The sequence below is a fragment of the Spirosoma sordidisoli genome (genome assembly GCF_004138325.1).
Classification (GTDB): Bacteria; Bacteroidota; Bacteroidia; order Cytophagales; family Spirosomataceae; genus Spirosoma; species Spirosoma sordidisoli.
In genome coordinates, this window is sequence record NZ_SBLB01000003.1 from 503,032 (window position 1) to 527,975 (window position 24,944).

At 55.0% G+C, this 24,944-nt stretch carries 17 protein-coding genes; 9 read left to right on the top strand and 8 right to left on the bottom strand.

Features of this window, described 5'->3' with window-relative positions; translation table 11 throughout:
- Positions 1-5: 5 nt before the first annotated feature.
- Positions 6-1,103 carry a magnesium/cobalt transporter CorA gene (gene corA, locus EQG79_RS14020; RefSeq protein ID WP_129601992.1) on the bottom strand — a complete coding sequence of 366 codons (1,098 nt, stop codon included), beginning with the start codon at positions 1,101-1,103 and terminating at the stop codon, positions 6-8.
- Positions 1,104-1,233: 130 nt separating this feature from the next.
- On the opposite strand from corA, the gene EQG79_RS14025 reads away from it, so the two are divergent.
- The 3 genes from EQG79_RS14025 to EQG79_RS14035 all read left to right on the top strand — a co-directional run bounded on the left by EQG79_RS14025 (position 1,234) and on the right by EQG79_RS14035 (position 3,652).
- Positions 1,234-2,421, top strand: coding sequence for a hypothetical protein (locus tag EQG79_RS14025; protein WP_077919683.1), 1,188 nt, complete (start codon positions 1,234-1,236; stop codon positions 2,419-2,421).
- A gap of 83 nt (positions 2,422-2,504) precedes the next feature.
- On the top strand, positions 2,505-2,945 hold the full coding sequence (locus EQG79_RS14030; protein ID WP_129601994.1) for a DUF882 domain-containing protein: 441 nt from the start codon (positions 2,505-2,507) through the stop codon (positions 2,943-2,945).
- 38 nt (positions 2,946-2,983) lie between these two features.
- Positions 2,984-3,652 carry a DNA-3-methyladenine glycosylase family protein gene (locus EQG79_RS14035; protein WP_129601997.1) on the top strand — a complete coding sequence of 223 codons (669 nt, stop codon included), beginning with the start codon at positions 2,984-2,986 and terminating at the stop codon, positions 3,650-3,652.
- Here EQG79_RS14035 and EQG79_RS14040 read toward each other — a convergent pair.
- From EQG79_RS14040 to EQG79_RS14060, 4 genes are all read right to left on the bottom strand, one after another.
- Positions 3,621-5,009 (bottom strand): DUF4403 family protein, encoded by a 1,389-nt coding sequence (locus tag EQG79_RS14040; protein WP_129601999.1) that lies wholly within the window; start codon positions 5,007-5,009, stop codon positions 3,621-3,623. The two genes, EQG79_RS14035 and EQG79_RS14040, sit on opposite strands and share 32 nt — an antisense overlap.
- 310 nt (positions 5,010-5,319) lie before the next feature.
- Positions 5,320-5,874, bottom strand: coding sequence for a YfiT family bacillithiol transferase (locus tag EQG79_RS14050; protein ID WP_077919687.1), 555 nt, complete (start codon positions 5,872-5,874; stop codon positions 5,320-5,322).
- 338 nt (positions 5,875-6,212) lie between these two features.
- Positions 6,213-7,652 (bottom strand): family 43 glycosylhydrolase, encoded by a 1,440-nt coding sequence (locus EQG79_RS14055; protein WP_077920083.1) that lies wholly within the window; start codon positions 7,650-7,652, stop codon positions 6,213-6,215.
- 135 nt (positions 7,653-7,787) lie between these two features.
- Complete coding sequence (locus EQG79_RS14060; protein ID WP_129602001.1) at positions 7,788-8,540, bottom strand: acetylxylan esterase; 753 nt, start codon at positions 8,538-8,540, stop codon at positions 7,788-7,790.
- A 670-nt stretch (positions 8,541-9,210) separates the two neighbouring features.
- Here EQG79_RS14060 and EQG79_RS14065 point away from each other — a divergent pair.
- Genes EQG79_RS14065 through EQG79_RS14075 form a run of 3 tightly spaced genes read left to right on the top strand, consistent with a single transcriptional unit; the run spans position 9,211 to position 14,498 of the window.
- Positions 9,211-10,830, top strand: coding sequence for a vitamin K epoxide reductase family protein (locus tag EQG79_RS14065; protein WP_129602006.1), 1,620 nt, complete (start codon positions 9,211-9,213; stop codon positions 10,828-10,830).
- A gap of 12 nt (positions 10,831-10,842) precedes the next feature.
- A complete protein-coding gene (locus EQG79_RS14070; protein WP_129602008.1) occupies positions 10,843-13,143 on the top strand; it encodes a peptidase domain-containing ABC transporter in 2,301 nt (766 codons plus the stop codon).
- 11 nt (positions 13,144-13,154) lie between these two features.
- Positions 13,155-14,498 carry an HlyD family efflux transporter periplasmic adaptor subunit gene (locus EQG79_RS14075; protein WP_129602010.1) on the top strand — a complete coding sequence of 448 codons (1,344 nt, stop codon included), beginning with the start codon at positions 13,155-13,157 and terminating at the stop codon, positions 14,496-14,498.
- 11 nt (positions 14,499-14,509) lie between these two features.
- On the opposite strand, the gene EQG79_RS14080 is transcribed toward EQG79_RS14075, so the two are convergent.
- From EQG79_RS14080 to EQG79_RS14090, 3 genes are all read right to left on the bottom strand, one after another.
- Positions 14,510-15,175 carry a LuxR C-terminal-related transcriptional regulator gene (locus EQG79_RS14080; RefSeq protein WP_129602011.1) on the bottom strand — a complete coding sequence of 222 codons (666 nt, stop codon included), beginning with the start codon at positions 15,173-15,175 and terminating at the stop codon, positions 14,510-14,512.
- A gap of 211 nt (positions 15,176-15,386) precedes the next feature.
- Positions 15,387-16,718: a glycosyltransferase gene (locus EQG79_RS14085; RefSeq protein ID WP_129602013.1), complete on the bottom strand. Its 1,332-nt coding sequence runs from the start codon at positions 16,716-16,718 to the stop codon at positions 15,387-15,389.
- A 737-nt stretch (positions 16,719-17,455) separates the two neighbouring features.
- Complete coding sequence (locus EQG79_RS14090; protein ID WP_129602015.1) at positions 17,456-18,325, bottom strand: AraC family transcriptional regulator; 870 nt, start codon at positions 18,323-18,325, stop codon at positions 17,456-17,458.
- Between the two features lie 153 nt (positions 18,326-18,478).
- Between EQG79_RS14090 and EQG79_RS14095 the strand changes: the two genes are divergently transcribed.
- From EQG79_RS14095 to EQG79_RS14105, 3 genes are read left to right on the top strand one after another with little or no spacing between them, the layout of a single operon-like run.
- Complete coding sequence (locus EQG79_RS14095; RefSeq protein WP_129602017.1) at positions 18,479-19,948, top strand: c-type cytochrome domain-containing protein; 1,470 nt, start codon at positions 18,479-18,481, stop codon at positions 19,946-19,948.
- 15 nt (positions 19,949-19,963) lie between these two features.
- On the top strand, positions 19,964-23,254 hold the full coding sequence (locus EQG79_RS14100) for a DUF1553 domain-containing protein (protein ID WP_129602019.1): 3,291 nt from the start codon (positions 19,964-19,966) through the stop codon (positions 23,252-23,254).
- Positions 23,254-24,759, top strand: coding sequence for a DUF1501 domain-containing protein (locus tag EQG79_RS14105; protein WP_129602021.1), 1,506 nt, complete (start codon positions 23,254-23,256; stop codon positions 24,757-24,759). Before EQG79_RS14100 ends, EQG79_RS14105 begins: the two co-directional genes overlap by 1 nt.
- Positions 24,760-24,944 lie beyond the last annotated feature (185 nt).

Below are 24,944 nucleotides of genomic sequence, written 5' to 3' on the forward strand. Positions count from 1 at the left end.
TCTGATTACATCCAGCCCCGGCGCTTAAAGTAGATCACCTCGCCCACGGCGATAGCGGTCATACCGGCCAGCGTCCAGAAGTAACCGGTCTGGGTGCGTAATTCAGGCATATTATCGAAGTTCATGCCGTAGATACCGGCGATGAACGTCAGCGGAATAAAAATCGACGAAATAATCGTCAGTGTCTTCATGACCGAGTTCATGCGGTTGTTTACAATGGAGTAGTACACATCCATCAGCCCCGCAATCTGCTCCCGGTATGACTCCAGGGTTTCAATAACCTGGTTCACGTGGTCGGCCAGGTCGCGCAGGAACGGCATAGTCGATCGCTGAATCAGGTCCGACTCTTCGCGCAGCAGGACGCCCAGCATGTCGCGAAGCGGGTTGACCACCCGCCGGATATAGGCCAGCTCCCGTTTCAGCTGGTAGAGCGTAGCCAGCGTCTGCTGGTTGGCCCGTTGCTGCACGATATAATCTTCCAGCTCGTCCATTTTTTCACCGATCCGCTCGGTAATGACCAGGTAGTGGTCAACGATCAGGTCCATGAGCGCATACATCAGGTAATCAGGACCGTTCCGCCGGGTTTTACCCGACGACGCCTTGATCCGTTCGATGACGGGCTGAAAAATATCCATCGATCGCTCTTCCTGAAACGTGATCAGGAAGTTTTTCCCCAGCACCAGACTGATGTGTTCGGCTTCGATTTCCTGCTGCCGCCGGTTGTGGTGCAGCATCTTGAGAGTCACGTATACAATACTCTCGTTAGCCTGCGTATCGTCGTAGAGGTCAACCTTAGGCTTCTGCTCCACGTTCATCACGTCTTCGAGCAGCAGCGGGTGCAGCTGAAACTGCTCGCCCAGCCGCTGCACCACTTTTGGCTCATGAATGCCGTCGACGTCGATCCAGGTGATGTGCGGAATCTCTTCGGCGGGCAGGCGGCACGCGCTCAGCCGCGCATTATCGTCGACGTGGTAATCGGTGCTGTTATAGTCGATGCGCTTGATGCGGGTGGCATGCTGAATTTCTTCGCCTACGTAGGTAAGCGTACCGGGCGATGTACCGAGCATTTTCTCGGCCGAACGGTACCGTCGGTGTTTCGACATAAAGGGGCGTTTACGCGTGATTCCCTGCGTTTCGGACTCGTCTCCGTGACTGCCTTATTTTTTACGACCCAAAGATAAACCAAGTCGGCTGGTAGGTGGTCAAATGAACACAAATTCGTAGTTTACGACCATGCACCGCCCTTCCTTACTCATCGTTATTCTTGCCGGTCTGGTTACCGCCTGTAGCAGCGGCCAGACGGCCCTTCGTCACGGCCAGTTCGATCTGGCCGTGCAGCGTGCTTCGTTCCGGCTCAACCAGAACCCCGGCCTGAGCAAACGGGGCCATCGGCTGGCCGGGCTGGTTCTGAAAGAGGCTTTTGAACGAGCCTACCGGCAACACCAGACCACGATCCAGCGCCTGTCGGCGGCCGATAAACCCCGCCCCGGCGAGCCCGGTCCGTTTCGCTGGGAAGCCGTTCATGCTGAGTATGAGCAGCTCCAGACCCTGACCGATAACGCAGCCCGGTGCCGCAGCTGCGCCGACTGGCTTTCGGCGTATCCGGCCTCGTATGCCGACCGCCAGAACGAGGTTCGGCAACTGGCTGCCGAAGATCGCTACGAGCTGGCCGAAGAAGCTTTCGCCTACCGGGAAGAGAACCGGCTCGCGGCCCGGGATGCGTATGCAAACTATAAGAAAGCCCTCGACTGGGTACCTGATTACCGACAGGCCCGGGGCAAGGCCGCTGATGCGTTCCCGTTCGCCATCCTGCGCGTGGTCGTCGAACCCCTCAGCCCGACGAATGAAATCAGTTCGTCTGACAACGCCGAGCTGGAAAAACTTATTTTTAACGAGCTCAGGCAGAACGACATCCCCGCCCCTCTGGTACGACTTTACCCGCCCACCGAAACCGCGGGCGACGGCTATCTCATTCATGAGGTGGTTCAGATGCAGGTGACAGACTACGACTCCTACGATGAAAACCGTTCTTCATCGACGACAACGGTCTACAGCAATCAGGAGTACAAAGTGGGTGAGAAAAAAATCAACGACTCCACCACCGTCGACATCATGGAAAAAGTGTCGGGTAAGCTGACTACCTACCGGCTGGAGATCAGCGCTGAACTCGCCCTCCGGCTGCGCGCCCTCGACACCCAGACCGGCCGCGAACGCTGGCACGACACCGTCTGGGAGACCCGCAGCTGGGTAACCGAGTGGCAATCGTTCAGTGGCGACAACCGGGCCCTTAACGGAAGCAGTCTCCTGTCGGCCAACCCATTCCCCCCGTCGCGCTGGGAACTGTACCGCAGCATGCGCGACGAACTGGCCAGCGATGTTGCCCGCCGACTCCGGACCCGATACGCCCGCGAGGAACCCTAACAACCTTTCTGCTTACATAGCTTCCAGTTTTTAAAATTCGATACTGGTAACTGCGTTTACGTTCATCCACACCCCTGTTCACCATGCGTATTGTACAAGCTGCCGGCCTACTGGTCGGTGTCGTTGCTGCTCTGGCAGTGGCCTACCTGTCCATCAGTTACGCCCACTTATCTCCCAGCGTTCGGGCTAAAGAGCGGCTGCTGGCCAGCGCCCTCCGGAAAGCCGGGTACCAGCCCCGTTACTGGCTGATATCGGGCTACCGTCCCCCCTGGCTGAACCGGCTGATGCCCCTGTCAGCTAAAAAAAGCAGTCATCAGCAGGGTCTGGCTATCGATATTTGGGTAGGTGACATCAACCGGGACGGGAAGTGGACCGATGCCGATGTGCAGATCGTAGCCCGTCTGCTGGACAAACTGGACCAGACAAACCCGGCCAGCCAAGGCGGACTGGGACTTTATCATAAGTCGGCCCCCCGCATGGTCCACTTCGACGTATCGGGCAAACACCGGCATTGGGATTACTAACCGGGCCCTATCTTTACCGGCCCTAACGATTGCTTTTCATGGCTGACCCCGCCCTTCTTCATCTCGCCCAGGACCCGGTAATGGCCCGGATCATTGCCGCAACGCCGAGCCCGAAAATTTTTGGCGACTACGCCGACGACGTTTATCTGGCGCTGCTGGAAAGCATCGTTTCGCAGCAGATCTCGGTAAAAGCCGCCGACGCCATCTTCACCCGGTTTCGGGCGCTCTTTCCGGACGGGTACCCGCATGCCGATGCGCTGCTGGCCAAACCAAACGACGAGCTGCGCGGAGCAGGGCTGTCGGCCCAGAAGATCAGTTACCTCCGAAGCGTGGCGGAATTTTCGCTGAGCCGGGCGGGTCAGTCCGAAGAGGCCGAACTACTGGCGTTTGACCGGGCGCGCCTGGACCCGATGACCGATGAAGAGATCGTTCAATACCTGCTGCCGATCCGGGGCGTGGGCCGCTGGACAGTAGAGATGCTGCTTATGTTCGTACTGGACCGGCCCGATGTATTTCCGATCGACGATCTGGTTATCCGCCAGCGGGTTATCCGGGCGTACCCCGAACAGACGGAGGGGCTGACGGGCCGGGCGCTCTACAAGGTCATTCACCAGATTGCCGACGCCTGGCGACCCTACCGAACCACCGCTAGCCGCTACCTCTGGCGGTGGAACCCTACAGCCGTTTCACCAGCACCTGCACCTTAGACTGCACACTGATCAGGACCTGCACCCCGTCGGGCCGGACTACGATGCGCTGGGGTACCATACGAAACTGGTCTACATCCAGTGCCGTTTTCTCGCCCCCTTTGCTGCGCGCAAAAGCGGTTTCGATCTTGCCCGGAATCTGATCGATCTGGGTCCGGAGCGGAACGACCATGGCGGCCTGGAGGGTATCGCGCAAACGGTCGTGCAGAAGCCAGTCGGCCGTGGCAAAAATGCGTTCCTTAGTATCGACGTCGAAGTCAACGTATTCTACTTTGAGCGTGTTGTTGAGGGTGTCGTAGGCCGGCTGGCCCCGGAAGTAAAGCGTACCGTTGACGGAACCCCGCACGTCGGTTCGCAAAATCAGCGACCGTCCGTTGCCGTATACGGTAGCGTTCTTGACGGTAATATTTCCGCCGGCCAGATCCAGCTTGCGCTCGGGCAAACTCCGGGTCAGCACCCGGTTCAGATCGGCATACGGAATAAACGCAAGCACCTGCAGCCGCGATGCGCCGGGCAGCTTGTTGCGCCGTTGCAGCCGGGGCAGCTTTTCCAGCTCAAGCTCAACCGGTCGGGGACCAACGCGCGTTTCGACCCGGAAGGCGATCTGCAACGGCACTGTAATACGTTGCCGGTTACCATAAACCGGGGCTGCGGCCACACTGAACGGACGCGGTATCAGCCATAACTCCTCGGGCTTGCGCGTAATCCGGAGGGGTTTCTGTACGTCGCGCCAGACTTTTCGGATGTGTTTATCGAGCCGCAGCTCGTTATGAACGGCTTTGTCGATGGCGAGTTCTATCTCGGCCTTGCGCTTGTTCAGGATTGTATCGGCCAGTTTGGTGATGTTGACCCTGATACCCAGCAGCCGCACCGTAGGCTTCTGTATCCACTGGTAATTCTCGAAGCGCGAGCGGGTAGCCAATCGCCAGTTTTCGCCAACGGTCAGGGGCGATGCAAAATTGACCGACAGCGCGCACAGGGTTCGTCGTTTCCGGTGCTTGCGGAGACCGATGGGGTTGCTGTACCAGACTTTCAGCGGAGCCGACAGATACACCCGCTGTCGGTCATACCGAATCTGTACCGGACCGGTCCGCTCGACCCGTAGTCGCCAGGCCTCCCCTTTCTTGCCTTCAAACGTTTCTTCCGTAACCAGCACCGGGTTGAGCGACTGGTTGATCTTGCGTTCGAGGTCTTTGATCTGGAAGGTAATATCTCCCGCCACATACGAAATAGGATCAGGTATGGCTGGTTCAAAATCCTGCTGGGCCGGCGCTTTGGACCGAACCCGGTTACAGCTAACCGAAAGGCTAAAAGCCAGCGCAAAAACAATAAATCCGATGATCCGTTGAGCATTCATTTGCTACAACAAACCATCGGATTGCCAAAATGTTAGCCTACTAAAAAAGTAGTCTTTATTTCCGAATAAGTACTTTAGGCGCCGAATCCGTTTCGCAACCGCATCCTTTACCACAACCAGCCTGTTTTACCGCCACCGACCGGTAAGCTCGCCAGCCCAGATAGCCCAGTGCCAGTCCCAACAAAAGTAGTATGATCAGCTCCTGCATGACAACGCGATTGTAACGATGAATGATAAACGATAAACGCGATTGAGATCAATATCATTCATCATTCATCATTCATCATTCATCATTCATCATTCATAAAAATCATTTCCAGCCGTTGCGCTCGGCGAGTCGGTTGATATGCTGGTAGTGGTGCTCGCTATGCCAGGCGTAATGAGCGGCCTGCTCGGCGAGGGTGTAGGTATAGCCGCTGCCGGGATGGTAAAACGTACGGGCCAGACCCGCTTCGTCGAGCTGGCTCAGCACAGCCACCCAGCGCTGGTGCAGACTACGCAGAATAACCAGCGACGGCGCGATATCGAGCCGTGAGTCGGGCAGCGTGGCCCAATCGCCTTCTTCGTAGGGTTTTATGGTTGGATTGGCTTCGGTCAGGGCTAGCTTGGTTCGTATGTAGCCGTTCATGTGGCTATCAGCCACGTGGTGTACCAGTTGACGGACAGTCCAGCCTTCGGGGCGGTAGGGCGTATCGAGCCGGTCGTCGCCCCACTTTCCCACTAGTTCGGTTAGCTTTATGGGTAACTCGTCGAGGCCGACGATATGCTGGCTGGTTTCGGCAGTACTGTAGGACTGGCCGAAGGTAAATGTACCGATCGGGTACCGAAGCGCGTTAAAATCCTGCGTAGATGATCCGATATTCATTTTTAAATTGAACTGGGTTAGGTCGACACATGTATCTGGGGGTGTGAAGTACGTTTTTTATCGGGAAACCGCATCATATTAACCAGAATACCCCAAAAGTTGTCTATAGTCTATGCAGGCTCGTAGCAACAGAGTTTATCAATCTGCTAGCACTGGATTACCATGGTCGTACGATCAACTTGTTACGAACTGCACACGGTCACATTGATAGACGAGGCAAGCCATGTGGACAAGCTGACAGGTTTTTGCAGCCTGTAGAAGAAAATAGCCCGGCCACGGTGCCTGCTGACGGCAACTGGCGGGCCCCAAACCAACAACCGGCTGTCACTTTTTGGGGCTTAGTGTTCCCTAAAATTCCATTTGGAATTATCGCTGTTGACATCGAATTCCGCCAGTGTCGGGGTGCTATCTCCCGAAGAGACCAGCGCCAGCTTCTTTTTTGAATTTGGCACGATCTTAGGCATTATCCGGTAACTGCCGTCTGTCAGTTGATCGATTCGCCACAACTGTTCAGGGGCACCGGTAAACGCCGGTACCGTTGTTAGTTCGGCATCGGCAGTAGCCGCCAGGGCCCGATCGGTTCCGGCCAGCACGATCTTGTAATAGGGTCCACCCAGATAGCCGGTGGTATCCGGCGCATCGGTAATGGTCCATTTCTGGTGGGGGCGCGCCATATAGTCGCCTATTCTTACCTTGATCTCTCCGGTTGGCCAGTTTTTCACGACATCGGCTAATTGCTGGGCCGGAACGGGCTTTATGGGGTCGTTGCTGGGCTGGCCAAAGCCGCGTACAACGGGCATTCGGGTGAAATCAACGGCCAGTTCGAGACCATAGCCTCGTCGGACCGATTCGATTTCATACGTACCTTCTCTAAACTTTTCACCGGCAAGCGGCCACCCGTCTTTCCAAACCACCGGCAGTATGCCCAGCACACTTCGACCACCCTGCTCCAGATCGGCTTCGTAATGGAGAGACATTTTTTCAACTCCTTGCTCCAGTATGATGTGGCCAAAATGCCCGGGGCCAATCAACCCTCCCCGGGTAGCCACTACCAGTTTACCGCCCCCTTCCAGCATACTTCGGCCTACGTTATCGAGGTAAGGGCCGGTTATTTTTTTAGATCGACCCACTACCACATTGTAGGTCGAGTTGGCCCCATCGCAGCAACTGCCGTGCGTGGCCAGCAGGTAGTACCAGCCGTCGCGGTAGACGAGCGTACTGGCTTCGCAGACGATGGCTACATCTACCGGTTTGTTCCCGGCCTTGAGTTTCCCGGTTTTGGGGTCTAGTTCAATCAGGCGGGTATAGCCAAAATAGGTACCGTAGGTGAGCCATAGTCGCCCGGTAGTCGGGTCCAGCATCAGGCCGGGATCAATGGCGTCGTTCTCTTCGTAGCCATCGGAGGTCGCTACCACAATCGGTTCGGAGTACTTGAAATCAGGGGATTTAGGGTCCAGACTCTTGTTCCACATGGTCAGAATAGCGCCTTTGTGGCTGGGAGAACCACCGGTGGCTCCGTAGACAACCAGGTAACGATCCCCAATTTTGAGAACGTCGGGGGCCGCTCCCCCACCCGGCCTTACCCCACCACCGTACCAGGTCCAGCCATCGTCAGAGATCAACCCGCCACCGCCGGTGCCGAAGGTGAAATACTTACCGTCACATGCAGCGATCGTTGATGGATCGTGGATAAACGGTCTTCCGATCTGGGCTAGTACGGTTTGCGTTATCAATAAGACAAGTAAGGTTATCAGGCCAGTTACGTGCATTCGTTTCATGAAGCGGTTCGTTTTACTACCATGGGGTTTTATCAGAAGGGCTTTTGTCATACCGACGGAAGGGTCTCTGGGAATTCAGAAAGTAAATCCTTCCATTATCAGGATGACAAAAAATGGATGCCATCAGTTAGCCAATTACTCGGATCCAATTCGGAAGTTTTTCACGGGTGTCCCTTTTTCGTCCAAAAAGCGAACGCAGAAATTAGCCATACCCGGCCCGTTTATGACGGCTCCCCGGATGATGTTTCGTCCCTTCTTCAGCGTTAGTCGGGCCGAGGTGCCATTATCGGCAATCATGTCCCGGTCGCCGGAAAGCAGCAGGGCTTCCTGACCATTCAACCACCACATGCTGCCGGAATTACAGCCTGCCGCCATCCGGACATTTTGCATTTCTTCGGGGCAATCGATGACCGTGACCAGCCAGACCAGTATGCCGTATTTGGGCTTGTTAAGGGCGTAGGTAAAATGGTATAAATTGACGTTGAAAGCCTTGCTGTCCAGCGCGTACCACCTTAGTTCCTGAGTTCCCATCTTTACGGTTTCGCCAGACCGGGGAACGGTGGCATAATCGCTGGAGAAGTTATCGGCCGAAAACGTGGTTCTGAGGTAGTTGTCGGTGAATATATTATTTCGGGCGATATCTTTCTTCACGGGTTCCAGCATCAGCCACCGCTGAATAAAGCCCCTAGCGTCCGGTGTTTTTTGGGCGGCAGAGGCCGGTATGAAGTGTCGGGATAGCGTATGGGTCGTATCGCCTTTTATCGGTATGGGCGGGAGCGGAAGTCGCTGACCCGGTCCCTGCGCAAAGGCGGTAAAGCCACCGGGTTGGCAGGTGGATAAAGCGACCAGAGTTACCCCCAGCAGCCAGGGGTTGCGTAGTCCATTCATAGCAGATTTCTCGGGTAAGGGTCCGTGTTTCTACAGTAAGCGTAGTTTGGCCAAACCTACTTAGTGAAGCGAATCGACCAGAACGAAGACGGGTTAAAGCATCATAAAAGTCTATCTGACAATACGATGATAATCTGTACGCACAGCATAGCCTCCTGGCAAATCAGTACGGTGTGCCGACAGGGCTTGGATACGGTGAAAATGAGTGAGCCAGGGTTGATCCTGCATCCATTCAACAAAAGGCAAGGCCATTATACACCCTTGCGCTATTGAGCGACATCTGCCAGTGACTAGTATATGTTGCCTAGTCATAAGGCCTATAATTGAAACAGTACGCTCATTGCTGTCACTTTTGCCGGAGTCTACTTTTGTAGTCATCCTCCACTGAAAACGGCAATGAAAACGAAACGCAGGCTAACGGATGGGCTTCTTCGCAAAAAGAGCCTTTACAGAAAGCGGTCCCGTGGCCGCAGCTCATACCGATTCAAGCCAGACAGAACAGGTTGCTCAGGCTGGTGCTCGTATGGTTAGCAGGCGGCCAGCATCCATCCCTGCCCAAGCGTGTAAATGTATTCTGAGTATCAGTACTGACCAGCCAGCTGCTTTTCGTGGATGGCTGCACTTCCTCACGACGACATTAGGAGACTAACAATACCGTTGACACTTCATCATGGAAACGAACCAACAGCATATAATCAAGGTAGTCCAACACCTGCTGGAAGGGCTAAACGTACGGGTAACACGCCGAACTGTTCGCCAGGCGCTTGAGTCGCATCCTGCCTTTCCGAGCCTGGCGAGTTTAACCGACGTCTTTAGTGAATGGGGCATCGAAACAATGGCCGTTTGCCTGTCAGACAGCCACCTGCTGGAAGTCAGTTATCCGTTTATTGCCCAGCTGGACACCAACGACGAGGTGGAGTACGTGGTAGTGACCCAGGTTCAGGGAGCTGAGATTGTCTATTTTCATCCCCAGGCGGGTTTGGTTCGCGAGCCCATCGCGACGTTTGGTCGGCGCTGGCAGGGGATCAGCCTGCTGACCGAAGCCAACAAAACCTCGGGAGAGAGCCAATACGAGGCTAAGCATCGGCAAGAAGTGCAGGCATCATATCGGCGCCCGTTCTTTTATACCGCCCTCACCTTGCTGGCTATGTTGATCGCCATACAGGCTCCCTCCTGGTCCTGGTTAGCGCTGTTTGCGGGTAACGTGGCCGGTCTTTTCGTGTGTGTCGCCCTCTGGTCCGAAGAAGCCAGCCAGAGTGCTTTTTCGTACCTGAAAAAACTATGCGGTATCAGTCCCAAAACGGATTGTCATCAGGTCGTTAATTCACCAGCGGGAAAACTGTTTGGCTGGTTCAGCATGGCCGAGATTGGGCTTGTTTATTTTGGTAGCTGCCTATTGGCAATGGCCTGGGGTGGGGCGCTGGTGGTGAGCACACTGGCGTGGCTGAACGCTGCTGCACTGCCCTATACGATTTTTTCGGTGAGCTATCAGGCGTTCGTCCTGCGTAAATGGTGTACACTTTGTCTGATTGTGCAGATCACCCTTTGGCTTACTTTCGGCCTGCACGGCTGGGTAGCCAATGGCTATGGGACGGCCTTTACCAGCGTTTCGGTAGCAAGTCTGCCGCTGGTAGCCGCTGCTTTTCTACTGGTGAGCCTGACCTGGGTTTTTGTTAAGCCTCTTCTTGAGCATACGCGAACCATCCGGCTGACCGAACGGGCGCTGGCTCGGTTCAAACGCAGCGATACGCTGTTTGTTACCTTGCTGGACGCCCAACCCGTAGTTGCCATGGAGACAATGCCGGCCGAACTGGTGTTGGGAAATCAGGATGCGCCCGTTACGATTACAGTTGTCAGTAATCCCTTCTGTGTACCCTGTGCCGATGCGCACGCTATACTAGAGAAGATACTGGCTATCTACCCCGACGAGGTACGGGTTATCGAGCGGTTTGCCGGCAATACCCGGCCGGAGTACTCCGACTCCAATCGCATAGCGCAGCACTTAATTGGACTAAGCGGGCAGCCCATTCTCCAGGAGGCTTTGCACTCGTGGTATACTTATAAGGATTTTGAGCTACTGCAGGCAGCTTATCCCGCCGATCCCACCATTGACACTGCCAGGGCCCACCACCAGCACATGGCTTGGTGTGACAGGACCAAAATAGAATATACACCATCCGTTTTCGTTAACGGGCGATTGCTGCCCGACTTGTTTACAATCAACGACTTACTGGTGCATCTGCGGTACGTCATAAGCCGTTGCGAGACATCCGGCGTTCTGACTCACTAATCGAAAGAACCAATGGCTTTTCCTTTCTTTCGCCAGTACGATCTAATGGATTGCGGGCCGGCCTGCCTCCGCATGGTTGCCCGCTATTATGGCCGGCAGTACAGCCTGCAATCCCTGCGGGAGAAAATAGATATGAGCCGGGAAGGCGTTTCACTGCTGGGTATAAGTGAGACAGCTGAAGCGCTTGGTTTTCGGACAATGGCGGTAAAGATTTCCTTCGACCAACTTTTTTACAAAGCTGTGCTGCCCTGTATTGTACATTGGCAGCAGAATCATTTCATCGTTGTCTACCGAACCCAGAAAAGCCGATTGGGCTGGCTGGCTTCGCCACGGCGCGTGTTTGTGGCCGACCCGGCGCTGGATCTACTCGAACTGACAGAAGAAGAGTTCCTGGATGGATGGGTCGGCACTGACCGTTCGGAGAAAGCAACGGGTGTAGCCCTGTTGATCGAGCCCACGCCCGCCCTGGTCGATCTGGATGACGAACCGCGCACCGGAGCCGTGGGTTTTAGCCGTCTGTACGGGTACCTCTGGCCATATCGTTCTCTGTTGATTCAGTTAGTGCTCGGCATGCTGGTTGGTAGTGGCCTGCAACTAATCCTTCCTTTCCTGACCCAGTCAATTGTCGATGTTGGCATCAATACCCACAATATTGGTTTCATTCATCTGGTACTTTTTGCCCAGCTGGCGCTGTTTGCCGGGCGGACCACTGTCGATTTTATCCGGAGCTGGATTCTGCTGCATGTCAGTGCGCGCATCAATCTGCAACTGCTCTCCGATTTTTTCATCAAGCTGATGAAGCTCCCCATGTCCTACTTCGATGTCAAGATGATGGGTGACATCATGCAGCGCGTTGGCGACCACCAGCGGGTTGAGAATTTCCTGACGGGCCAGACGCTGTCAACCCTTTTTTCGGTCCTGAATCTGGTGGTTTTTGGTCTGCTGCTGGCGGCCTATAACTCGACCATTTTCTTAGTCTTCCTGGTGGGCAGCGTCTTGTATGGCCTTTGGGTAAAGCTCTTCATGAAGCAACTCCGCAAAATCGATTACCGCTTATTCGATATGTCGGCGCGGAGCCAGGGGGCATTGGTGCAACTGATTCAGGGAATGCAGGAAATAAAGCTGCACAACTGCGAAAAATCCAAACGGTGGGAATGGGAGCAGCTACAGTTAAAGCAACATCGGGTGCAGATTAAAACACTGGCGCTGAGCCAGTATCAGCAAGCCGGGGCGTTTTTTATCCACGAAGGAAAAAACATATTCATTACTTTTTTGTCCGCTCAGGCCGTTATTGAAGGCAACCTGACCTTAGGTGGCATGCTGTCCGTACAATATATCATTGGTCAGCTCAACAGCCCCATTGAGCAGCTGATCCGGTTTGCTCAATCCTGGCAGGAAGCGCAGATCAGTTTGGAGCGACTCAATGAGATTCACCAGTTAGCGGATGAGGAACCGGTCGATACACCGCTGGTAACCACCCTCCCTGCCCGGGGAGGTATCCGGCTACAGGATGTGACGTATAGCTATCCCGGCGCCGGCAACGGGCCTGTTCTCCAGGGAGTCAGCCTGCGTATTCCGCCGGGAAAAATAACGGCCATTGTCGGATCGAGCGGTAGCGGAAAAACTACGCTGCTAAAGCTGCTGCTGAAAGTATATGATCCGACCGCCGGTGAGGTGTTGATTGGCGAACCATTGCCCCATACCACCCGATCGCGTTCGGCTCAGGGACCAGCATCGCCCACGCCCAACGCCCGGCCGGGTAATGCCTCGGGACTACGGCTTAGCCAGATCAGTCATCGGGCCTGGCGCAGGGAGTGCGGTGTTGTCATGCAGGATGGATTCATCTTTTCGGATACCATACTACGGAATATTGCGGTTGGCGACGAGTACCCCGATCCGGCAAACGTGAGCCATGCCCTGCGCATTGCGAATCTGCAGGATTTTATCGACACACTCCCCCTGGGGCTGAGCACAAAAATTGGGGCAGAAGGAAACGGGCTTAGTCAGGGCCAAAAACAACGGATTCTGATTGCCCGGGCGGTCTATAAAAATCCCCAATACATCTTCCTCGACGAGGCAACCAATGCGCTGGATGCTAATAATGAACGGATTATACAGGAAAATTTAAACGACTTTTTCCGCGGGCGTACCGTCATTGTTGTAGCCCACCGGCTCAGTACGGTAAAGCATGCCGACCAGATCATCCTGATGGATAAGGGTCGTATTGCCGAAATCGGTACGCACGCCGAATTGACCGCCCGACGGGAGGGCTACTTTCATCTGGTCAGAAATCAACTCGAATTAGGAAATTGATTCAAACGCATATGATCCCATCGCCCCGAACCGCAGCAAAGACATCAACCCGGCCCCCGGAACCGCCAGCCCGGGTCACTTATGATGCCGCCGGACGGTCAGACGCGCTGAGCGAAGTACTCGCTCACCCCCCGTCGTCCATTGTACGATGGGGTACGTCCGTATTCCTGGGGGCGCTGATTTTGTTACTGGCCGGGGCCTGGCTAATCCACTACCCAGACGTTATTCAGGGCACGGTACTGATCACGACGGAACGCCCTCCGCTCAAACTGCTGGCCAAAGCCAATGGACGCTTAACGGCACTCCTGGTTCATGACAATGCGATGGTGAAGCGGGGAGCGCTACTGGCCGAGATTGAAAATACGACCCGGCTGGAAAACGTACCGGCATTACGGCGGTTCATAACCGACGCCCGCCAGTTTCTGAACGACCCAACTCTTCCGTTACCCCTACTGGCCGACCACACAACGCTGGGCGATGTGCAGGAAGACTATAATCAGCTTGTGAAAAGTTACCGGGACTATAAACGCCTGCTCACCGATGCCTATTACGGTCAGCAGGCGCGTACACTGCGTCAACAAATTGGTGACTATCAGCAGCTCATTGACCTCAACGAGCGACAGCTAGCCCTCATTGAGCAAGAGTACACGAATGCCGACCAGACCTACCAGATAAATGCGTCCCTGTATCGACAAAAACTATACGCCCGGCTGGAGTTTCTGGCTATGGAAAACAGCTATCTGCAAAAGAAGAAAGAACGGGAAAGTTTCCGGAAAATTATTGTCGAAAACCGCCTGACCCTGACGGATAAAAACCAGCAACTCTCCGAACTAACCCACCAGTTTTTACAGCAGACCCGTGCCCACCGCGACAAGATCGACCAGCACATTCGCAGCATTGAGAATGCCCTGCAGATCTGGCAACATACCTACCTGCTCACGGCCCCTGCTGACGGCAGAGTCCTTTTCCTTAAGCAATTGAACCAGGATCAACCGGTTCGTACGGCAGATACACTGTTTGCTATATTGCCGGCCATCCAGCAGCCGTTTGTGGGGGTTGTCACAGTAGCTGCCCCTGGTACCGGTAAAGTAGAGGTTGGCCAGTTGGTTATTCTTAAACTTAATGATTTCCCGGCCCGCGAGTATGGCGTACTGCGGGGGCGGGTAACCGCCATTTCCCCCACAACGACGCCCGGCCGGTACCGGCTCAGCGTGAGCTTACCCAATGGGCTGCTCAGCAGCTACGGCCAACAGCTTAAGGTTACCTCGGAAGCCTCGGGTTCGGCGGAAGTGGTTACCAACGACCTGCGACTACTGGAGCGGGCTTACCAACGTTTACGGGGAGGGTTCGAATGATGAAGCAGTTTCTAAGTCAAGGTATCATACATCGATAACGCGTAAGGCAGCAGTTGGTGATGGCCCTGAAGGTTCAGCTTTTTCATGATGTTATGCCGGTGATTGTTAACAGTAGCCACACTCCTGCATATGCGGTCCGCAATCTGATTATTAGTGAAACACTGTGCAATCAGACACAAAATCTCCCGCTCGCGACTACTAAGCCGGTTAAGGTCACTCATCGTGGCCGGTTTGGGAGGCAATTTGGCCGCCAGTTCTTCAACTACCTGATGCGCCAGCGGAGTAACGTATTCGCGGTTCTCCAAAACCTCCTGTACGCAATAGAACAACTCGGCAAAGCCCGAGTTGACAAACAAATACCCTTTCACATTTAACTTGAGAGCTTCCGCCAGGAAATCGGGCCGACGGCTTTTTGCATAAATGATGCACTTAATCGGCATCCGGTGTTCTTCAATGTAGCGCACAATGTCAATACCGCTAAGACCCGGCATTTCGGCACCTAATATGACCAGGCTTGGGTATTGTTGCTGAATGAGCCTTAGTGCTTCACGCCCGTCTGTTATGCAGCCGCGCACATAAAGTCGCCTGGCCTGTAACGATTCTTTCAATGTTTCGCACAATAACATATCCTGCTTCGCGATCAGGATACCACCAGGTGGAATTGGTTGAGTTAGCATGGAGTAAGGAAGTATCAATAAGAGATATCGCAATACTACATTTTTGTTGCAGAATAGTACAACTATTTCTCTAATTATATTCGCAATAAAAATAGATTTAACAAATTGACTATGAGTATATTATTATCACAACTGACAGTTATACTTTCGCCCGATCGAGTTGCGCATACAGGGCTGATGGTTGCTCTTGCGATAAAAATAGTTGAACTAGTTAATAAAGATCTGCCTGTACCGGAGAACGTACTTGCTGTTGGCTGTCGATAGTGGCCTTGAGCTGGCTTATCCTTGTCTTAAACGTATCATCAGCCAGCAACTGGTCGACTCGCAGTCGGATTACAGACGCCGGATCGCTGATCTGGCAACGCAGTCCAATTTTATGGTAAACGATACGGGCTATATTACCGGGCGTATCTTTATGTATATCGGCAGGGTTATCGATCCCCAGCATCGGAACAGTGGCCGCCATGCATTCTTTTATTGAGTTGAGGCCACCATGAGTAATCATCAGCGCACAATGGGGAAGTAGCGCTTGCTGGTTGAGGTAGCTGACCACCTGTATATTAGCCGGAATGGCAGCCGGATCAAATGCGTCGCTGGCCAGGGAGCGGCCCGTTGAAATCACCACCTGGTAGGTGGGTAGCCCACCCAATGCTTTTAGTAGCTGATGAATAAACTGGGTGTATTGTGCGGCATCATTACCCGCCAGCGTGCCAATTCCACAATAAATCAATGGGACATTCGGTCTCTTCTGTGCCAGTATGGCTTTGGTTGTATCATCGATCGGCTGAGCATCCTGATTCCAGTAATGCAGCACCCGCTCATCGGCTGAGTGTCTGATCCAGGGATACTCGAACGTATCGTCCATCAGAATCAATGTCTTAACCCCAGGCAAGGCATCATAGCAATACATAGCCGACTGCCGACTAGACCGAACGGCTACCCCTAAACGTTTGGAAAGTCGGTGCTGAAAATAGTCGTCGGTCCGGCCCGCAAAAGCAACAGCATTGACCGTCTGACGGATGGTTTTCGTCAGAAATTGCCGAATCCAGAGGTATTTGCAATACCACGAACTACCCCAGCCACCACTGGCCACGTATCCCGAATTCAGCGGAGGGACGTGAGCCGCCCGGCGCGTAGATAATTTTGTGTTGATCAGATAGATAGACGAGGTAAAGGACTTAAAATAAGCATAGTAGTGGTTCAGGTGCTCGTCGAGGTAGATAACATCGGGTTGTTGCGATTTGTACAGCTTATGTGCAGCCGCGATACCCTGTACGAATTCACGATAACGGGCTCGCAGGAAACCAGGATCAGTAGCCGACTTCAGGAAAGTACCAAGAAAACTGGTCAACGTAGTTACTTCATAGGTAGGCATGTAGGTAAACGGCACGAAGTCAAAGCCATTTCGTACTACGAGGTCAGCGACAGACGGTGTACCACCAAAGACAATCGTAAAGCCCCGATCACGCAGGTCATTGGCCAGTCCGAAGCAGGGCGTGTAATGACTGGGCGTGGGCAACATTAAAAATAAGGCTTTTTTCATATTCGCTCACCTCTACGCCCGGCCGGTACAGGGTATGCCGAAGGGGCACGATACTGATGACAACCTATGACGTGTATGACAAGGGGGTTTAAGAAAAAGGGAACGCTCGGTACTACGAAGTACGAGCGTTCCTGGGGTTGGTTTTAATTACAGGGAGGGAAGTTCGGAAGCGTGTTGCTGCAGCCTGACCCGCCACCACCACCGCCTGGAGGTCCACAAAGTGTTGAGCAATCCCCTGGGGTACCACTGGGGAAGCCGATGAGTGAGCCATTACAGACGCAGTACCGGGTGCTGCCTCCTTTAATACTTTTTATCTGCTCCCTTGACAGTAGCGCATTGGCGAGTTCCTGAATTTTCTTTTTCATGTGTTACTTGTGACTATGTTTGTTGATGAAGCATGTACTGGTTTCCAAGACCGCATCTTCCGTGCACTGAATATCGGCCTTAGTATGGATCAAAGGTAGGCTCCTGCGCTTCGCTCATCAATAAGCGATATAGTTCATTTATTGGCACTAACAGTAGTAGAAGCCTATCAGTTTTTATGCATGTATATCTACAACTCAGCTTATTTCAGTGTCTTTGCCCCACTTTTTTGTGAACGGATTTCGCCGTTATTCAGTAAACAAGTAACCGTTGGCGTTCAAGACAATCAGGCCATCCACTCGTTCAGGGTTACCCTATCTTCCGAACAATTCAGAGAGCACCCGGCCGGCCATGGTAACGCGCTTACCTAATGATCAGATCTGGCGACCCTGCTTCCGGAACTGGCCCGGTGAAACACCAAACCGGCGCTTAAACAACCGGGAAAAATAATAGATGTCGGCAATGCCCACCTGTTCAGCGATAGCCTGTAAGGTCAGCGAGCTTGTCATCATCAGCAGCTGCGCCCGCTCCAGCCGTTTGTTGATGATGTAATCGATGGGACGTATGCCCAATAATTTCTGAAACTGGCGGGAAAAATAGTCCGTATTCAGATGCTGGAGAGCCGCGAGTTGCTCCACATTGATTTTTTCGGCCAGATGGGTATGGATGTAATTCAGCACCGATCGTAGCTGGATACGAGCCCCGGCCTGCTGGCTGAGGTCGTCGCTCTGGAGCCCTACAAACCGGGAAAGTAGCTGTAAGAGAATGCCCTGCGTTTCCAGAAGCTGACCGGCCGACTGCCCAGGCCCGGACTGATTGAAACTGAGCAGGTTCGGCTGGTTATCGTACACCTTCGGATCGATGTTCTGAAGGCTCCGTGCCGGGTTAAGTGCCAGCAGCCGCTCAAACACCCGTTGGTCGATCTCCAGCGCCGGCATCTCATAGCCAAAGGGAAGTACATCAAATACAGACAGGCCGTTTTCGGTCTCCTCCAGCATGGATACGTAAAACTGCGTCATACGGCTATCGCAGTGATAGCGGCTGAGTGAAAAACTCGGAATCAGATAAAGCCAGCCTGGCCGTAGCGTGAACTTCTGTTGATGGTGCCATACCCAGGCCTCGCCGTCCGTAACCAGGTAAAGTCGACTGAACGGGCTGATAACGCCATCAAACTGCCACTCAGCTCCTAATTGCGTATAGCCACAGTGCAATAACCGGAGCTTAAGCGTTAACAGTGCATCCATACAAATCAGTCCAGATTGGTGATATATACCCGTTTATAGTAATCAAAAGTCGGATTTGTGCAAATTAATTACAACTGTGTTCATTGTACAGGCTGACTTTAGCCACTACTTTTGAGTCAATTGCATCCCGGAATCAGTCAATTGTACTGCTATATGCCTTCTACCGAACTTTGGGGTCGTCTTCATCCGCTGCTGGTGCATCTGCCCATCGGCATCCTGCTGTTTGCAGTAGGCTTGATGGTCTACGGTCGGCTGAAGAAGCTGGACGTCGAAGCAGCCGTGTCGTTAGCCTGGGGCCTGGGGGCCGCATCGGCCCTGCTGGCCTGCGGGGCGGGCTGGTTACTGGCTCAGTCCGGAGATTACGATGCCGACATGGTGGCCAGGCACCAGTGGGCCGGGTTAGCGACAGCCGGGCTGGCCACCCTGACGTTTTTGTTGAAACAGTACCGGTGGCCAGTGGCCTTCATCACGGTTGGGCTGCTCACCCTGGCGGGGCATTACGGCGGTAACCTGACCCACGGTCAGGATTACCTGTTTCCTGATACCAGGCAGCTGGTCGAACAGGAACCGGCGGCTCAGCCAGCCATAGTTTCTCAACCCACTGCCCTGCAAACCGACTCGGTCGATAGCCGCGATAAGCCGATTATTCGACGAACGTTTTTGTACCGGGATCAGGTAGTGCCGATTCTGAAAACAAAATGCTATAGCTGCCACTCAGCCACCAAGAAAAAAGGCGGCTTACGGCTCGACACCGAGGTGTTTATCAGGCAGGGCGGCAAAAATGGCAGCATCCTGACCGCGGGTAATGCGCGGAAAAGCAAGCTGTTTACGTATCTGCTGTTGCCCGAAGGTGACGATAACCACATGCCTCCGAAAGGCAAGCTGCAGCTGACTCCCCAGCAAATTACGACGATATACCACTGGATTCAGAAAGGCGCTTCCTTCAGCGAACAGGTCGATACCCTCCAACCCACCCGGTCGAACCAGCTGGTCGCCCTTGCGGACGTGATTCCATCTTTACCCCTCGCACGCTCAGCCGACTCCAGCCACTCAATAGCGGACGAGATCGGGCCCCGGCCCATTAGTCTGGAATCGACCGTGTTGGCCCGGCCGGTCGATGCAGCCAGTCCGACAACACTTGCCAGACTGACCCAACAACAGGTGTCGCTGTCGAAACTGACCGATGGTGCCAACTATTTGTCGGCCAACTTCGTCAACGTAAAAACCTATAGTCCGGCCCTGCTGGCAGCCCTGGGCGAAGTAGGCGCACAGGTGGTTCATCTGCGGTTGAGCGGCCAGCCGGTGACCGATGCGGATCTGGATCCGCTGGCTTCGCTGACGAACCTGACCCGGCTCAATCTGGCCCGTACGTCCATAACCGATAAGGCATTGACTGCCCTGACGGGCCTGCCGAATCTGGAACAGCTAAACCTGTACGGGACGGCCGTAACCGATGAAGGGCTGGCTACCCTGGCCCGTTGCCCGAATTTAAAAGTCGTCTATCTGTGGCAAACGAAAACCACTCCCGAAGGGATTGAACAGCTGCAAAAGCGCCGGCCCAATCTGAAAATAGACACTGGAACGGTACAGCTGGCCCGGCCAGATTCAACTAAAATCCTATAAACGTAACGAGTTGGCATGATACGATACATCCTTTTCGTTCTGACCAGTACAAGCTTGTCCTTCTGGTGGCTCCAGTCACCAACGGAAAGGGTACGGGTACCCGCCGACGGGGTTAAACTCCCGGCCGACGTGTCGGCGGCCTATGATAAGCTGCCTGCCCAGCTGGACTACAACCAGCACGTAAAGCCCATACTGTCGGATAAGTGTTTTGCCTGTCATGGCCCGGATAAAGCCAAACAGAAGGCTGGCCTGCGGCTCGATAGGGCGCAGGCGGCTTTTGGTCCGCTACCCGAAAATCCGGGTAAGGTGGCCATCAAGCCCGGCAGCTGGCAAAAAAGCGAAGCGGCCCTGCGTATCCTGTCTGGTGATCCGGACTATCAGATGCCCACCCCCAAATCGCATCTGTCTCTGTCGGCCGTTGAAAAAGCAACCCTTTTAAAGTGGATTAAAGACGGAGCCGTTTACAAACCGCACTGGGCCTTCGTGAAGCCCGACCGGAAAGCCGTGCCGACCATCAGTCAGCCCACGGCTTCCCCCGCGGTCAATGAAATCGATCAGTTTATCTTCAGCCGATTAGCGCGCGAGAAATTGGCACCATCGCCCGAAGCGCCTAAAGAGCTGTTGCTGCGTCGGTTATCGCTCGACCTGACTGGCCTGCCCCCCACCCTGGCCGAGCTGGATGCCTTTGTCAACGATGCCAGTCCCAACGCCTACGAAAAACAGGTAGACCGGCTACTGGGGTCGCCCCATTACGGGGAAAAGATGGCAACCGACTGGCTCGATCTGGCCCGCTTTGCCGACTCACATGGCTATACCGTTGACCGCCTGCGCGATATGTCGCCCTATCGTGACTGGGTTATTCGGGCCTTCAACCAGAACATGCCGTACCGTACGTTCATTCACCACCAACTGGCGGGCGATCTGATGAAAGGTGATACGGCCCTCCGCCCTGCCAGTAGCTCACCCACCCGCGACATGATGATTGCCACGGCTTTTAACCGGCTTCACCCGCAAAACATGGAGGGGGGTATCGTGGAAGAGGAGTTTCAGACCGAGTACGTTATGGACCGGACCAACACCCTGGGCGATGCGTTCATGGCCATTTCGCTGGGGTGCGCCCGCTGCCACGATCATAAGTACGACCCGATTTCGCAAAAGAATTATTACGAACTCTACAGCTTCTTCAACAACGTGCGCGAAGCGGGGCAGATTTCCTGGAACGATGACCTGCCCACACCCACCATGCTGTTACCCACCGAGCGGCAGGACGAACTGATTCGGTTCATGAAGTCGAAGATTTCTGAGCAGCAGTCCACCGTTGCGCAGGCCGAAACCAGCGCAAAGACGGCCGCCGGGCAGTGGATAGCGGCCAGGGCCTACCAGAAACTGGCTCCCCAGACAGTACCCCAGCAGGGCCTGCAGGGTTTCTACACCTTCGACGATTCGCTGACGAACCGCGTAAACCCGAAGCAGAAAGGCGTCATGAAACGCGACGCAGGAGACCCGGATAAACCTGTTTTTGAACGAACAAACCGGGGGCAGGTGCTGCTGCTGAACGGCGATGCCTATGCCGACCTGAAGGATGTGGGCGTATTTCGGCAATCGGACCCGTTTTCTGTTGGTCTGTGGGCCTGGTTCCCGAGGAGCTTCAGGGAAGGCGTTATTTTCCACAAGGGCAATGCCGAGCGGCTCTACAACTTCAAAGGATATCACTTGTTGTTGAAAAACAACCGCCTGGAGATCAGCCTGGCGCATACGGCCCCTTCGAACGCCATTACGCGGCAGAGCCAGGGGCCCATCCCCCGTGAAACCTGGGTGCAGCTAACGATGACCTACGACGGTTCGTCGAAAGCCGATGGCTTACGGCTCTACCTCGACGGGACAGAGCTACCCATGATAACAGTGGTCGATCAGTTGCAGAAAGACATTATCTTTTTCGAGCAGAAAGAACCGGCCCTGCAACTGGGGGGCTGGTGGCGCGGGCTGGGCTTTAAGGGCGGCAAGGTAGATGACGTGGTCGTATATGACCGCCCGCTGACCTCCTTCGAAATCGGTGTGTTAGCCCGAAAAACAAACTGGGCCACGCTGGCCGCTAAAGCGCCTGCCGACCTCAGCGAACACGACAGGTCTGTCCTGCAGGCCTATTACCTGTCGGCCGAAGACGCCGGGCTGAACGCGGCCCGGCAGGAACTACGCAAACGCCGGACGGCCCTCAGCGATTCGATGCGCCACGTGGCCGAAATTATGGTGATGCAGGAGATGCCGACGCCCAAAAAGACGTTCCTACTGCAACGCGGTCAGTACGATATGCCGGGGCAGGAAGTCTTCCCCAATACGCCGGACGCGATCCTCCCTTTTCCGGCCAACCGCCCAAAGAACCGACTGGGCCTGGCCGAGTGGTTAACGGATGCCAACCATCCACTGACGGCCCGCGTTGCGGTGAACCGCTACTGGCAGAATTTCTTCGGCACGGGCCTGGTCAAAACCGCCGAAGATTTTGGCAATCAGGGCGAAATGCCCAGCCATCCTGAACTACTCGACTGGCTGGCTGTGACATTCCAGCAGGACTATAACTGGGATCTGAAGCGGTTGGTGAAGCTGATGGTGATGTCGGCAACGTACCGGCAGGATTCGCACACCAGCCCTGCGCTACGGGAGCGGGATGCGGAGAACCGGCTCCTGGCCCGGGGACCGGCCACGCGGCTCTCTGCCGAGATGATGCGTGACAATGCCTTGCTGGCCAGCGGTCTGCTCAACCCCGTTATTGGTGGCAAGAGCGTAAAGCCCTACCAGCCCGACGGCCTGTGGGAGATCAACAGCATGACCTACAAGGCCGAATCGACCGACGCTGTGTACCGCCGGAGTTTATACGTGGTGGTCAAACGGTCTGTGCCCAACCCGACGCTGGCCACCTTCGATGCCCCGGCGCGGAATAGCTGCCTGGTACGTCGGCAACGGACAAACACGCCCCTACAGGCACTGGTAACACTTAACGACCCCACGTTTGTCGAAGCGGCCTGCGTACTGGGCGAACATATGGCGGGCCAGACCGATACAGAGCAGGCCATAACCCAGGCCTACCGCCGGCTAACGGGTCGGAGGCCCCTGGAACGGGAGCTGACGCTGCTGACAAAGCTGCAACAGACTGAGTACGAGAAATTCAGGACCCATCCGGCCAAAGCAGCTGGCTGGCTTAAAGCCGGGTTACACCGCCCCAATGGCAACCTGGACCCGGCGCTGATCGCGGCCAATGCGGTGGTTGCCAGTACGATTATGAATTCGGATGCAACGTTAACCAAACGCTAATGACCTCTTCACCGCATCACGACGACCCCGGGCGGCCTTTCGCAGCCCGGCTGCAAACGCCCGATCTGGCCGCGCTGAACCAGACGCTCGACCGCCGGAATTTTCTGCGCCGTACGGCTTCGGGTCTGGGAGGGCTGGCGCTGGGCAGCCTGCTGGGCAACCAGGCCGCTGGCGCATCCGCGAACGAGCAGGCCCTCGACGCCTTTCGCCAGCGCGTAGCGCCCCGGGCCAAACGGGTCGTTTATCTGTTCATGGCGGGGGGACCATCGCAATTCGAAACCTTCGACTATAAGCCCAGGCTGATAAACATGCTGGGTAAAAGTCTGCCCGATTCGGTGCGCCAGGGGCAGCGGCTAACGGGTATGAGCGCCAACCAGGCGGCCCTGCCCATTGCACCATCCCTTTACAAATTTGCCCAGCACGGCAAAACCAGGACGTGGGTAAGCGAGCTGCTGCCGTATACGGCGCAGGTGGTGGATGAGCTGTGTCTGGTCAAATCGCTGTACACCGAGCAGATCAACCACGACCCGGCCATTACGTTTTTTCAGACGGGCCATCAACTGCCTGGCCGGCCGTCGATTGGTTCGTGGGTGAGTTACGGATTGGGGTCGGAGAATCAGAACCTGCCCGCTTTCATTGTCCTGGTGTCGAAAAACGCATCGAAAGATCAGCCGCTTTACGCCCGGCTGTGGGGCAATGGTTTTTTGCCGTCAGAATATCAGGGCGTGCAGTTCCGCGCCGGTAAAGACCCCGTGCTGTTTCTCAACAATCCCGAAGGCTACGACGGTGCCGATCGGGAGGAGATGCTGACTTATCTGACCCAGCTTAACCAGCTGCAGAACGAAAGCTGGGGCGACCCCGAAGTGAATGCCCGCATTTCGCAGTACGAAATGGCCTTTCGGATGCAGACATCGGTACCGGAGGTGATGGACACCTCGACCGAGCCCGATGAGGTATTTGAGCTGTACGGACCCGACAGCCGCGACAAAGGCACCTACGCAGCCAACTGCCTGCTGGCCCGGAAGCTACTGGAGAAAGACGTACGGTTTGTGCAGCTTTACCACCAGGGCTGGGATCACCACGGCTCTCTGCCCAAAGGCATGAAGAACCAGTGCCAGCAGGTCGATCAGGCTACGGCCGGACTGATCGTGGACTTAAAACGCCGGGGACTGCTGGACGATACGCTGGTCGTCTGGGGCGGTGAGTTTGGCCGGACGGTTTATTCTCAGGGCAGGCTGACGACCACCGATTACGGCCGCGATCACCATCCGCGCTGTTTCACCATGTGGATGGCCGGAGCAGGCGTGAAAGCCGGGTTCTCCTACGGCCAAACCGACGATTTCAGCTACAACGTCGTCAAAGACCCGGTACACGTTCATGACTTTCAGGCTACGTTGCTGCACCTGATGGGCATCGACCACGAGCAACTGACCTACAAATACCAGGGACGCCGATTCCGCCTGACCGATGTGGAGGGTAAACTCGTAAAGGGCATTCTGACCTGATGGTTCATCGACAAATCGCTACGTCAACCCCTGGCCGGTACACCATTGGTTAAGAACCCCACCGTATGGCAGCCTATACCCGCGTAGCGGTCATTGTCCAGCGAGGTAGCCTTACCCTGCCCATCCTGCCGATCCCGCAGGTACTGCACACCCTGCCAGGCGGAGTAGTAGCGTTGGTGCCAATG